This is a genomic window from Rhizobium glycinendophyticum (genome assembly GCF_006443685.1).
Taxonomy (GTDB): Bacteria; Pseudomonadota; Alphaproteobacteria; order Rhizobiales; family Rhizobiaceae; genus Allorhizobium; species Allorhizobium glycinendophyticum.
On record NZ_VFYP01000001.1, the window covers coordinates 2,012,565 to 2,024,399 of the forward strand.

Sequence of the window (11,835 nt, forward strand, 5' to 3'; positions counted from 1 at the left end):
TAGAGGCCCAAGAATTGGAAGGATGCCGAAATGACTGGACTGGTGAAAAGCAGTGCCGACCTCGATCCGCGCCGTCGGCGCATCCTGTTCCGCTGCTGGCATCGCGGTATCCGCGAAATGGACCTGATGCTCGGTCAGTTCTGCGAGGCGGAGATCGAGGGCCTGAGCGATGTCGAGCTTGACGAACTCGAGCACATCATGGCCGAGGAAGACAACGACCTCGTCAAATACATCACGGGCGCCGAACCCGTTCCCGCCCATCTCCAGACGCCGCTCTTCGAACGCATTGCCGCTCTCCGGCCGGATTTCTCTCCGGTCACGGGCGAAGAAACCGCTGCAAAGTAACTGATGATGCCACTGATCGATGTGAAGCGGATTGTCGGCGCACACTCCGCCCTGACGCTCTCCCATGTGCCCGACGGCATGGATGCCTTCATCCTCGCCGACCTCGCGCGGGAGGGAAGACCCGTTGCCTATGTGGTGTCGGATGGTCAGCGGCTGCAGAACCTTGAGCAGACATTGAGCTTTGCCGCGCCAGACATCCCGGTGCTTACACTTCCGGCCTGGGACTGTCTGCCTTATGACCGCGTCTCACCCTCTGCCGACGTCTCTGCACGACGTCTTGCAGCACTTTCGGGCCTGATCGCGCTCTATCTCAACCCGCATCCCGCAATCGTGCTGATAACCGTTAATGCCATGTTGCAGAAGGTGGCACCGGCGGATGTGATCGACAGCCTCGGCTTTTCGGCAAAACCCGGCAACCAACTGCGAATGGACGACATCGCCGCGCGCCTGGAGCGCAACGGTTTCGACCGCGTCGCGACCGTCCGCGAAGTCGGTGAATTCGCCGTGCGCGGCGGTATCCTGGACGTCTTTGTCCCCGGTTCAGAGGAACCCGTCCGCCTCGATTTCTTCGGCGACACGCTGGAGAGCATCCGCTCCTTTGACCCCGCAAGCCAGCGGACGATCGGCCAGGTCCGTTCGCTCGACCTCAATCCGATGAGCGAGGTCACCCTGACGCCGGAGAGCATCAGCCGCTTCCGCAAGAACTACCTGTCGCTCTTCGGCGCCGCGACCCGCGACGACGCGCTTTATGCCGCCGTCTCCGAGGGTCGCCGCTATGCCGGCATGGAGCACTGGCTGCCCATGTTCTACGACAAGCTGGAAACGACCTTCGACTATTTGCGCGGCTTCCGTATGGTCACCGACCATACCGTGCGTGAGGCAGCCGAAGAGCGTGCCAAGCTGATCCGCGATTACTATGAAGCGCGCCTCAATTCCGCGACACCCGGCAAGGGCCATCTCTCCCAGGGCACGCCCTACAAGCCGGTGCCGCCGGAGCGGCTTTATCTGGGCGCCGGCGAATTCGGCAAGGCGCTCGACGCCTTCGATCCCATACGCATTACACCGTTTGCGGAGCACGGTGGCGAGAGCCGTCTGGTCATCGAGGTCGCCGCCCGCCCGACACCGCGATGGGCAAAGGCCGCCAATGAGTCGGGCGAAGAAAATACCCGCACAAATGTCTTTGGTCAGGCCGTTTCCTACATTGCCGAAAAGCGCGCCTCCGGTGTCAAGGTCGTCGTATCCGGCTGGTCGGAAGGCTCGCTCGACCGCCTGCTCCAGGTTCTCAACGAACACGGGCTCGAAAAACTGGTGCCTGTCGCCGCCCTCAAGGATGTCGACAAGCTGAAAAAGGGCGAGGCGGGAACAGCCGTTCTCAGCCTCGAAGGCGGTTTCGAGACGAACGGTCTCGTCATCGTCGGCGAGCAGGATATTCTCGGCGACCGCATGGTCCGACGCTCCAAGCGTCGCAAGCGCGCCGCCGACTTCATCTCGGAAGTCGCGAGCATCGATGAAGGCTCTATTGTCGTCCACGCAGAACACGGTATCGGCCGTTTCGTCGGCTTGCGTACCATCGAAGCCGCCGGCGCACCGCGCGCCTGCCTCGAACTGCAATATGCGGATGACGCCAAACTCTTCCTGCCGGTCGAAAACATCGATCTTCTCTCCCGCTATGGCGGCGAGGCGACGGAAGTCCAGCTCGACAAGCTGGGCGGCGGCGCCTGGCAGATGCGAAAGGCCAAGCTCAAGAAGCGCCTGCTCGACATGGCGGGTGCCCTGATCCGCATCGCTGCCGAACGCATGACCCGCACGGCGCCAGTGCTCACCACTCAGGAAGGCCTATACGACGAGTTCGCCGCCCGCTTCCCCTATGACGAAACGGAAGATCAGGACGCGGCCATTGAGGCCGTCCGCTCTGATCTCGGCCAGGGGCGGCCGATGGATCGCCTCGTCTGCGGCGACGTCGGTTTTGGTAAAACGGAAGTGGCGCTGCGGGCTGCCTTCATCGCGGCGATGAACGGCATTCAGGTCGCCGTCGTCGTACCGACAACGCTGCTCGCACGTCAGCACTTCAAGACCTTCTCCGAACGCTTCCGGGGCCTGCCGATCCGCGTCCAACAGGCCTCGCGTCTCGTCGGCACAAAGGAACTGAACCTCGTCAAAAAGGAAGTCGCCGAAGGCAAGACCGACATTGTCGTTGGCACCCATGCGCTACTCGGCACCGGCGTCAACTTCGCCAATCTTGGCCTCCTGATCATCGACGAAGAGCAGCACTTCGGTGTGAAGCACAAGGAGCGGCTGAAGGAGCTTAAGTCGGACGTGCACGTGCTCACGCTCTCGGCAACGCCCATTCCGCGCACCCTGCAGCTCGCCATGACGGGCGTGCGCGAACTCTCGCTGATTACCACGCCGCCCGTCGACCGCATGGCGGTCCGCACCTTCATCTCACCCTTCGATCCGCTAGTCATTCGCGAGACCTTGATGCGCGAGCATTATCGCGGCGGCCAGAGCTTCTATGTCTGCCCGCGCCTCGCTGATCTTGCCGATATCAAGAGCTTCCTCGACGAAAACGTGCCGGAGTTGAAGGTTGCCGTCGCCCATGGCCAGATGGCTGCCGGCGAGCTCGAAGACATCATGAACGCCTTCTATGAAGGCCGCTACGACGTGCTTCTCTCCACCACGATCGTCGAATCCGGCCTTGATGTACCCACAGCCAACACGCTGATCGTCCACCGCGCCGACATGTTCGGCCTCGCCCAGCTCTACCAGATCCGAGGCCGCGTCGGTCGCTCCAAGGTGCGCGCGTTCGCGCTCCTGACACTGCCCGTCAACAAGGTGCTGACGGCGGGCGCTGAACGGCGTCTGAAGGTCCTGCAATCGCTCGATACGCTGGGCGCCGGCTTCCAGCTCGCCAGCCACGACCTCGACATCCGCGGCGCCGGCAATCTGCTTGGCGAGGAACAGTCCGGCCACATCAAGGAAGTCGGCTTCGAGCTGTACCAACAGATGCTGGAAGAGGCGGTCGCCGAGGTGAAGGGCGTCGATGAAGTTGTCGACACTGGCTGGTCGCCGCAGATCCAGGTCGGCACATCGGTGATGATCCCGGAAAACTATGTGCCGGATCTGCATCTGCGCATGGCGCTCTATCGCCGCCTCGGCGAACTGGACGATCTCAGAGAGATCGACGGCTTCGGCGCGGAATTGATCGACCGCTTCGGTCCGATGCCGATCGAGGTCCAGCACCTGCTGAAGGTGGTCTATATCAAGGCGCTGTGCAGGGTTGCGAACGTCGAGAAACTGGAAGCCGGTCCGAAGGGCGTCGTCGTCCAGTTCCGCGGCAAGCAGTTCCCGAACCCGGCGGCCCTTGTCGGTTACATCGCCAAGCAGGGTACGATGGCCAAGATCCGACCGGATCACTCGGTGTTCCTGACCCGTGACCTGCCGACGCCGGAAAAGCGGCTGGCAGGTGCGGCGGTGGTCATGACGCAGCTGGCGGAACTGGCGAAGGCGGGTTGAGAGGCCGACTCTATGCGTTAAGCGCCGGACTCTTCCGGCTTGATCGCCAGCGCCGCATCCGTCTTGCCGGCCACTGGTGGCGGGAGCGGCGTGTCGCGCTTGCGTTCGCGGACCAGTGTCAACAGGCCGGATCCGACGATGAGCGCAATGCCGATGCCCATCGGCCAGTCGACCTTGTCGCCGAAGACGAGATAGCCGAGCAGGATAGCCCAGAGCATCTGGCTGTACTGGATCGGCCCCACGATGGGGGCGGGCGCATAGAATGATGCCAGCATCATGAAAATGTTGCCGACGGCCGCCAGCAGACCGAAAGCAGCGAGCAACATCAGGTCATACCCCTCAGGTGCCTGAAAGTCCGGCAGCGAGAAGGCCGCACAGATGATAACGCTGCCGAGCAGGCCCGCGCCATAGAGCGAGATGTTCTTCTCCTGCGGCCCCATAGCGCGGAAGATGATGATCGTAACGGCCCCGGCAAATCCCGAGATCAGAGCCGCCAAGTGTCCGAACTGCAGTTCCCGAAAACCGGGGCGCAACACCACCAACACCCCGAGGAAACCGATCAGAACGGCCGCCCAGCGCTTGGCGCCGACCCGCTCCTTCAGAAAGATCACGGACATGATGGTCGCGAAACTCGGCAGCAGAAAGATCAGGCAGAAGGCCTCCGCCATCGACAGCTGGGTAAAGGCGATGATGCTACCAACCGTGCCGACAGCCGAACAGACGAAACGAAGCCCCCAGAGCAGCCAGTTGGTGCTGCGCACGAGGTCGGTGTAACGATCACCGCGTTTCATCAGGAACGGGATGGCGACGAAGCCGAACAGGCTCCCGATGAAGCCCGCCTCGAAGGGCGGCACGCGCCCCTCGACGAGTTTCACCGAGGCATCGCTGAAGGAATAGGCGGCAAAGCAGATGAAGGCGAGAAGGACGCCTTTGAAGGTCGTGTCGGAAGACAAGGTGCTGATCCCGGGGAGGAGGTTACTCCACCGGGATAGTTGTGTTCGCGCACAGCGTCAATTGAGATTGCGCAGCGCCTCTGCCTTGGCTTTCGCGATTTCCCGCAGAGCATTGGCAAGGTCCGATGGCGGCTGTGCACCACTCACCGCATATTGCTGATCGAAGATGAAGAAGGGCACGCCGTTCACGCCCATCTGCCGAGCCGAATCAATTTCTGCCAGCACGTGGCTCACATCCGCATCGCCCGACAGCAGCGTCTCGATGACAGGCCGCGACAGGCCGGCCTTCTCGGCGATGTTCAGCAACACGTCCTTGTCGCCGACATTCTCGCCTTCTTCGAAATTCGCCTTGAACAGCAGGTCGACCACGCGGCCCTGCGTCTCGCGACTTTCCTGTCCCGCCCAGTGAATGAGGCGGTGCGCATCGAGCGTATTGGGTCCGACCTTGATGGCCTCGAAATCGAAGGCGATGCCGACCTCGGCCCCCAGTGCGCGCAGCTGCGCATGTGCCCGATCCATGTTCTCCTTGCCACCGAGCTTCTTCGCCAATTCCACCTGCTGGTCGACGCCTTCCGGCGGATAGTCGGGATTGAGCTGATAGGGTCGCCAGTTGATGTCGACACTCACCTCGTCCTGCACTTCGGCCAGCGCCAGTTCCAACCGCGCCTTGCCGAGATAGCACCAGGGGCAGACCACGTCGGATACGAGGTCGATGGTGATGCGGTCCATGATGTCTTCCTTCCTGTGGGGTAAGGCTCGGTTGTGAACCGTCACTTAAATCAAAACGGGCCGGGAACAAGCCCCGACCCCAGTAACGCTTTGTCGTTGTGCTGTTTACTGCACGCGCGCGTCAAACCATGTCGGGCGCTGATAGCCATAGAGCGGCACGGCCTCGGGCCGACCGATATGCTTCCAGCGCGCCACCCACTGTTCGCCCAGATGATAGAGCGGGACGACATAATGGCCGGCGACCAGCAAACGGTCATAGGCGCGGACCGCCGCCTGGAAATCCTCGGGCTCCCGCGCCTGCAGAAGCGCCTCGATCATTCGGTCGATGTCCGGATCGGCAACGCCGGCATAGTTGAAGCTGCCTTGGGCATCCCTGGATTCCGATCCCCAGCGGTTGACCTGCTCGGCGCCCGGCGACAGCGACGAGGTGTAGGACTTGATGATCATGTCGTAGTCGAAGCTGTTGGAGCGTGCCTGATACTGCGCGTCATCGACCGTACGGATGCCCATGTCGATGCCGATCAGTTTCAGCGTGCGCTGGAAGGCCAGCGCCATTTTCTCCTGGCCTTCGTTCTGTGTCATCACCTCGAAGGAAAGCGGCTTGCCGCTGACGTCCAGCATCTTGCCGCCCTGGATCTTGTAGCCCGCTTCGGCGAACAATTTGACTGCCTTGGACAGCGCCTTGCGATCACCACCAGACCCGTCGGTCGCCGACTGCGTATAGGTGCCGGCCAGGATCTCCGGCGAAAGTTTGTCCTTAGCCTTGCCCAGCAGCGCCAGTTCCTTCTCGTCCGCTGCATTCCCGTAAGCGCCGAGTGTCGAGTTCTGCCAGTAACTCTGCGTGCGGGTAAAGGCACCGTTGTAGAGTGTCTTGTTCAGCCACTCGAAATCAAAGGCCGTGCTGATCGCCTCGCGCACCTTCACGTCGGCGAACATCGGGCGGCGGGTGTTGAAGACAAAGCCGAGCATGCCCGAAGGCAGGCCGGGCTTGAAGCTCTCCTTGATCACGTCGCCCTTGCTCACGGCCGGAAAATCATAGGCCCGCTGCCAGTGATTGGCGTCGCCTTCCGGATAGATGTCTATGTCGCCCTTCTTGAAGGCCTCGAACATCGTCGCTTCCTGCAGGAAATAGGTAACGCTGATCTCGTCGTAATTGTCGAAGCCGATCTTGGACGGGATATCCTTGCCCCAATAGTCTGGATCGCGAACCCATGTCACCTTCTCGCCCGGCTTCAGGTCTTTCACCTTGTACGGACCGGAGCCGACCGGGATCGCGAGGCCCGCCTGATCGAAGGTCGACGCGTCGATCGCATGCTTGGGCAGAATCGGCGTTGCCGACGCGAAGATCAGGGGCGTTTCGCGATTGGCCTTCTCGTTGAAGGTAAACTTGATCCCGTGCTCGCCGACCTTCTCCATCTTGGCAACCGAGGCGAGGCGCGAGTTGAACGGCGGCCGTCCCTTGTCCCGCAGGAGTTCGAAGGTGAAGATGACGTCTTCAGGCGTTACCGGTTGTCCGTCATTCCAATGCGCCTTCGGATTGAGGTTGAACTGCACGGTGGTCCGGTCCGCATCCCATTCGACGCTCTCGGCGAGCAGTCCGTAGAGCGTGAACGGCTCGTCGGCCGAACGCGTCATCAGGCTCTCATAGAGCAGATTGCCGAATTCCGGATCCCACACGCCCCGGGCGGTGGTGCGCATGCCCTTCAGCACGAAAGGGTTCATTGCGTCGAAGGTGCCGACGACGCCGTAATTGACCTTGCCGCCCTTCTTCACCCCAGGCTGCACATAAGGGAAACTCGGCGCATCGGCGGCGAGGGCCGGCGCACCATGCATGGCGATCCCGTGAACGGGCTCGGCCTGGGCGAGAGGCGCAAGCGGCAGGAAAAGCAGGCTGAACAACAGTCGACGCAAGATGACGATCCTCCCGGACATGGAATCTCAAAGGTGCCCGAGGCTAGCACAGTCACCACAAATCCAACACATGCCCGTGTGAATTAGACGAGGCTTGAGTCGCGGCCACGTCAAAGAAAAGCTGGATATTCCAATCGCCGCGATGTAACACCATGGCCGGATCGCCAGGCCATGCATTTGCCTCATTTGGACGACAGGTGAGCGGCAAGCAGGATCGGTGACGCGGCTTAAAGTCCGCGCGACAGGGGTTTCAGGAGACGGAATACGAATGATGTTCACACTTAGCAATGCAACGCGGACGGCTGTGTCTGCACTCGCACTGTCCTTCGCAGCGGCCGCCATGCCAGCCGTTGCCCAGGCTCAGGACGCTGCGGCGCCGGCGCCGGCCAAATGGTTCAAGACCTGCTCCAAGCAGGAAGAGTCGGACATCTGCGTCGTCCAGAATCAGCTCGTTGCCGCCAATGGCCAGCTGATCACCGCCGTTGGCCTGATCACGGTCGAAGGCAAGGTCAACCGCAAGCTTCTGCAGGTTACCGTCCCCTCCGCACGACTGATCCCGCCGGGCGTTCTGATGCAGATCGATGACGGAAAGGGCACCAAGCTCGACTACGCCGTCTGCCTGCCCGACCGTTGCACCGCTGAAATCCCGCTCACGGACGCGATGGTCGCCAGTCTGAAGAAGGGCGGCAACGTCGTCTTCACTTCGATCAACTTCCGCCGCGCGCCGAACCCGATCAAGATCCCGCTGGAAGGCTTCACCGGCGCCTTCGATGGGGAAGCGATGTCGCAGTCGCAGGCCGAAGAGCGCCAGCGCATGCTGCAGGAAGCCATGCAGAAGAAGCAGGAAGAGCGCAACAAGGCGATCAACGACGCCCAGAACGCCGCCAAGCAGGGCAACTGATCCTTTTCTGATCAGATGGATGAAACAAAAAGCGCCCGCGTCGGAGAGACGCGGGCGCTTTTGCTTGGAAGGGGGGCTTTGTCCAGACAGGCGTCAATGCGCGTAGGTCATGCGCGGCTTGTAGCGGCCAGTCTGCTGCGGTTCGAAGATCTGCTGGATCTGCGGATTGCGCAGCGGCTCCTGGCTCTCGTCCGTCTCTAGGTTTTGCTCCGAGACATAGGCCACATATTCGGTTTCAGCGTTTTCCGCGAGCAGATGGTAGAAGGGTTGATCCTTGGCGGGCCGAACTTCGGCCGGGATCGCATTCCACCACTCCTCGGAATTGGCGAATTCCGGATCTACATCGAAGACGACGCCGCGGAACGGAAAGACCTTGTGCCGAACGACATCCCCGATACCAAATTTTGCGCTTCGTTGTTTCATGGCTTTACTTCCTTTCCCTGCCTTATTTGGGAACCGAGCCCTCGGAAATCAAGACATGCAGTTTCCATGCCGGATACTCAGGCTTTGCGTTGCGGCGCAGTCGCCAGCACAAGTCCGGACGTGACCAGAACGATCCCGAAGGCGTTGTAGCGCTCGAAATGCTCTCCCAGAAAGATCACCGCCATCAGGATCGACATCGGCGGCATCAGATAAAGTGTCATGCCTGCGATCCCCGGACCGAAAACATGCACGGCATGCTGAAAGCTGTAGAAGGCTGCAAGAGAAGCAAAGAGGATGATGCCTCCCAGCATGGCAAAGTCCCTCGCCGTATCCGGTAGCAGGCCTCCGGCGAGGATCTCGGCAAGCGCTGGCGGCATCAGGACGATCGCGCCTGACAGCGCCAGAAGCCCGAAGAGGGGAAGCGGCGGCATCGCCCGAATGCCGGGCCTTCTCAGCAGGATGGAATAGAAGGCGAAGGATATCGCCGCTACCAGGATCGCGAGGTCCCCGAGGTTGAAGCGCATGTGCAGCATCGCCGAAAGATCGCCCTTAAGCACGATTGCGGCCACGCCGGCAAAGGCGATGACCATTCCGGATATCTCGCGAAAACTGATCCGCCGCCCGGCAAACAGCCATTCGAACAGGATGATGAATAGCGACGACGTCGTGTAAATCAGCGTCGCGTTCGAAGCGGTGGTCAGCGTCAGTGCCCAGTAGACGACCCCGCCACAAATCCCCATGCCAAGCACGCCCAGCACCAGCCACAGCAGCGTGTGGCGGCGCACGAAGGCGAGACATTGCTGGCGATGATGCCAGACGATCGGCGACATGATGAGCGCCGATCCTGCCCAGCGGATGAAGGCCGTCGTAAACGGTCCCATTTCTCCCGTGATCCCCCGACCGAAGATTAGGTTCGACGAGAAGAACACGGGCGCGAGCAGGAACAGCGTCCAGTCGATGAGGCGAGGCGAGGGGCTATCAATCGAGGCGGGTTTCATATGGATGGTCATCGCGTCATGCGGACTTTCACGAGAGGTGCGACGCAGGCAGTCGCACGAACATCAGAGGCTATCCCGCCAAGGCGACGGGCGAAAGGACAGTTGCCGGCAGATCCGTCACCTGAAACGAAAAACGCCGGCGGTGGCCGCCGGCGTCGTTACTTTCATCGGCACCCGTCGATCAGACGGAGTAGTACATGTCGTATTCGACCGGATGCGGGGTCATCTCGAAGCGCATGACTTCCTGCATCTTGAGCTCAATGAACGAATCGATCTGGTCATCGTCGAAGACGCCGCCGGCGGTCAGGAACTTGCGATCCTTGTCCAGGCTTTCGAGCGCTTCGCGCAGCGAACCGCACACGGTCGGGATCTTCTTCAGTTCCTTCGGCGGCAGATCGTAGAGATCCTTGTCCATGGCCTTGCCCGGATGGATCTTGTTCTTGATGCCATCGAGGCCGGCCATCAACATGGCGGCGAAGCCGAGATAGGGGTTGGCCGTCGGGTCCGGGAATCGGATTTCGACGCGCTTCGCCTTCGGGTTCGAGCCGAACGGAATGCGGCAGGAGGCCGAACGGTTACGGGCCGAGTAAGCGAGCAGAACAGGTGCCTCATAACCTGGCACCAGACGCTTGTAGGAGTTGGTGGAGGGGTTTGTGAAAGCGTTGATCGCCTTCGCATGCTTGATGATGCCGCCGATGAAGTACAGGCAGCTTTCCGACAGGCCGGCATATTCGTCGCCGGCGAAGGAGGGCTTGCCGTCCTTCCAGATCGACATATGCACGTGCATGCCCGAACCGTTGTCACCAAAGATCGGCTTCGGCATGAAGGTCGCGGTCTTGCCATAGGCATTGGCAACCTGGTGCACGACATACTTGTAGATCTGCATCTTGTCGGCGTTACGCACCATCGTGTCGAACTTGATGCCGAGCTCGTGCTGGGCAGCCGCCACTTCGTGGTGATGCTTTTCAACAACCACGCCCATCTCGCCGAGCACGGTCAGCATCTCGGAACGCATGTCCTGCAGGCTGTCGATCGGCGGAACCGGGAAATAGCCGCCCTTGACGCGCGGACGATGACCGAGGTTGCCGGTCTCATAGTCCGTGTCGTCATTGGACGGCAGCTCGGACGAGTCGAGCTTGAAGCCCGTGTTGTAGGGGTCGGCCTTGTACTTTACGTCGTCAAAGACGAAGAATTCGGCTTCCGGACCAACAAAGATCGTGTCGCCAATGCCCGATGCCTTGAGATAGGCCTCGGCTTTCTTGGCGGTGCCACGCGGGTCGCGATTATAGGCTTCGCCCGAAACCGGGTCCAGAATGTCGCAGAGGATGACCATGGTCGACTGGGCGAAGAAGGGGTCCATATGGACCGTCGCCGGGTCGGGCATGAGCACCATGTCGGATTCGTTGATCGCCTTCCAACCGGCGATGGAGGAGCCGTCGAACATGACGCCATCGGCGAACATGTCTTCATCGACGCACGCGATGTCCATGGTGACATGGTGCAGCTTGCCCTTCGGATCGGTGAAGCGCAAGTCGACGAACTTGACGTCGTTGTCCTTGATCTGTTTCAGAATATCGTTTGCGGTCGTCATGTTTTTTTCTTCCTCGCAAGAGCTGACGATATGAACCCGACCTCCCTAGGTGTCGGGTCTGATTAGATGGCGTCGATGCCGGTCTCGCCGGTCCGGATGCGAACCACTTCCTCGACGTTGGAGACGAAGATCTTGCCGTCCCCGATGCGGCCGGTCTGGGCGGCGTTGCGGATGGCGTCGATCACCGCTTCCACGTTTTCATCGGCCAATACAACTTCGACCTTCACCTTCGGCAGGAAGTCCACCACATATTCCGCGCCGCGATAGAGCTCCGTATGGCCCTTCTGGCGACCGAAACCTTTGGCTTCCGTCACGGTGATGCCCTGCAGGCCGACTTCCTGAAGGGCTTCCTTCACTTCGTCGAGCTTGAAAGGCTTTATGATCGCTTCGATCTTTTTCATGAGAAAATTTCTCTCCGCTTCCCTCAATGAACAGGATGAGCCCCGTTCGCCGGATTGAATGCATGGAACG

The 11,835-nt window shown here is 60.8% G+C and carries 10 protein-coding genes; 3 read left to right on the top strand and 7 right to left on the bottom strand.

What is annotated here, in order from left to right:
• Positions 1 to 30 precede the first annotated feature (30 nt).
• Positions 31 to 345: an FAD assembly factor SdhE gene (locus tag FJQ55_RS09890; protein WP_140827572.1), complete on the top strand. Its 315-nt coding sequence runs from the start codon at positions 31 to 33 to the stop codon at positions 343 to 345.
• A gap of 6 nt (positions 346 to 351) precedes the next feature.
• Positions 352 to 3,858 carry a transcription-repair coupling factor gene (mfd, locus tag FJQ55_RS09895; RefSeq protein ID WP_425467531.1) on the top strand — a complete coding sequence of 1,169 codons (3,507 nt, stop codon included), beginning with the start codon at positions 352 to 354 and terminating at the stop codon, positions 3,856 to 3,858.
• Positions 3,859 to 3,875: 17 nt separating this feature from the next.
• On the opposite strand, the gene FJQ55_RS09900 is transcribed toward mfd, so the two are convergent.
• The 3 genes from FJQ55_RS09900 to FJQ55_RS09910 form a co-directional block, all read right to left on the bottom strand.
• The gene (locus tag FJQ55_RS09900; RefSeq protein WP_140827575.1) at positions 3,876 to 4,811 is read right to left on the bottom strand and encodes a DMT family transporter; all 936 of its coding nucleotides are present in this window, start codon (positions 4,809 to 4,811) and stop codon (positions 3,876 to 3,878) included.
• A 57-nt stretch (positions 4,812 to 4,868) separates the two neighbouring features.
• Positions 4,869 to 5,540, bottom strand: coding sequence for a DsbA family oxidoreductase (locus FJQ55_RS09905; RefSeq protein WP_140827576.1), 672 nt, complete (start codon positions 5,538 to 5,540; stop codon positions 4,869 to 4,871).
• Between the two features lie 105 nt (positions 5,541 to 5,645).
• The gene (locus FJQ55_RS09910; RefSeq protein WP_425467512.1) at positions 5,646 to 7,451 is read right to left on the bottom strand and encodes an extracellular solute-binding protein; all 1,806 of its coding nucleotides are present in this window, start codon (positions 7,449 to 7,451) and stop codon (positions 5,646 to 5,648) included.
• Positions 7,452 to 7,719: 268 nt separating this feature from the next.
• Between FJQ55_RS09910 and FJQ55_RS09915 the strand changes: the two genes are divergently transcribed.
• On the top strand, positions 7,720 to 8,352 hold the full coding sequence (locus tag FJQ55_RS09915; protein ID WP_140827579.1) for an invasion associated locus B family protein: 633 nt from the start codon (positions 7,720 to 7,722) through the stop codon (positions 8,350 to 8,352).
• A gap of 93 nt (positions 8,353 to 8,445) precedes the next feature.
• Here the strand turns inward: FJQ55_RS09915 and hspQ are convergent, their stop codons facing one another.
• From hspQ to FJQ55_RS09935, 4 genes are all read right to left on the bottom strand, one after another.
• Complete coding sequence (hspQ, locus tag FJQ55_RS09920; RefSeq protein ID WP_062284430.1) at positions 8,446 to 8,775, bottom strand: heat shock protein HspQ; 330 nt, start codon at positions 8,773 to 8,775, stop codon at positions 8,446 to 8,448.
• A 77-nt stretch (positions 8,776 to 8,852) separates the two neighbouring features.
• The gene (locus FJQ55_RS09925; protein ID WP_140827580.1) at positions 8,853 to 9,785 is read right to left on the bottom strand and encodes a DMT family transporter; all 933 of its coding nucleotides are present in this window, start codon (positions 9,783 to 9,785) and stop codon (positions 8,853 to 8,855) included.
• A 169-nt stretch (positions 9,786 to 9,954) separates the two neighbouring features.
• Entirely contained in the window at positions 9,955 to 11,364 is a 1,410-nt protein-coding gene (gene glnA / locus FJQ55_RS09930; RefSeq protein WP_140827582.1) for a type I glutamate--ammonia ligase, read from the bottom strand.
• Between the two features lie 62 nt (positions 11,365 to 11,426).
• Positions 11,427 to 11,765 (bottom strand): P-II family nitrogen regulator, encoded by a 339-nt coding sequence (locus FJQ55_RS09935; RefSeq protein WP_006727717.1) that lies wholly within the window; start codon positions 11,763 to 11,765, stop codon positions 11,427 to 11,429.
• Between the last annotated feature and the right edge of the window lie 70 nt (positions 11,766 to 11,835).

Excerpts from the sequence above, each read along its gene's own strand:
- FJQ55_RS09890 (WP_140827572.1), top strand. The coding sequence starts at position 31 with ATGACTGGACTGGTGAAAAGCAGTGCCGACCTCGATCCGCGCCGTCGG.
- mfd (WP_425467531.1), top strand. The coding sequence starts at position 352 with ATGCCACTGATCGATGTGAAGCGGATTGTCGGCGCACACTCCGCCCTG.
- FJQ55_RS09905 (WP_140827576.1), bottom strand. The coding sequence starts at position 5,540 with ATGGACCGCATCACCATCGACCTCGTATCCGACGTGGTCTGCCCCTGG.
- FJQ55_RS09915 (WP_140827579.1), top strand. The coding sequence starts at position 7,720 with ATGATGTTCACACTTAGCAATGCAACGCGGACGGCTGTGTCTGCACTC.
- hspQ (WP_062284430.1), bottom strand. The coding sequence starts at position 8,775 with ATGAAACAACGAAGCGCAAAATTTGGTATCGGGGATGTCGTTCGGCAC.
- FJQ55_RS09925 (WP_140827580.1), bottom strand. The coding sequence starts at position 9,785 with ATGACCATCCATATGAAACCCGCCTCGATTGATAGCCCCTCGCCTCGC.
- glnA (WP_140827582.1), bottom strand. The coding sequence starts at position 11,364 with ATGACGACCGCAAACGATATTCTGAAACAGATCAAGGACAACGACGTC.
- FJQ55_RS09935 (WP_006727717.1), bottom strand. The coding sequence starts at position 11,765 with ATGAAAAAGATCGAAGCGATCATAAAGCCTTTCAAGCTCGACGAAGTG.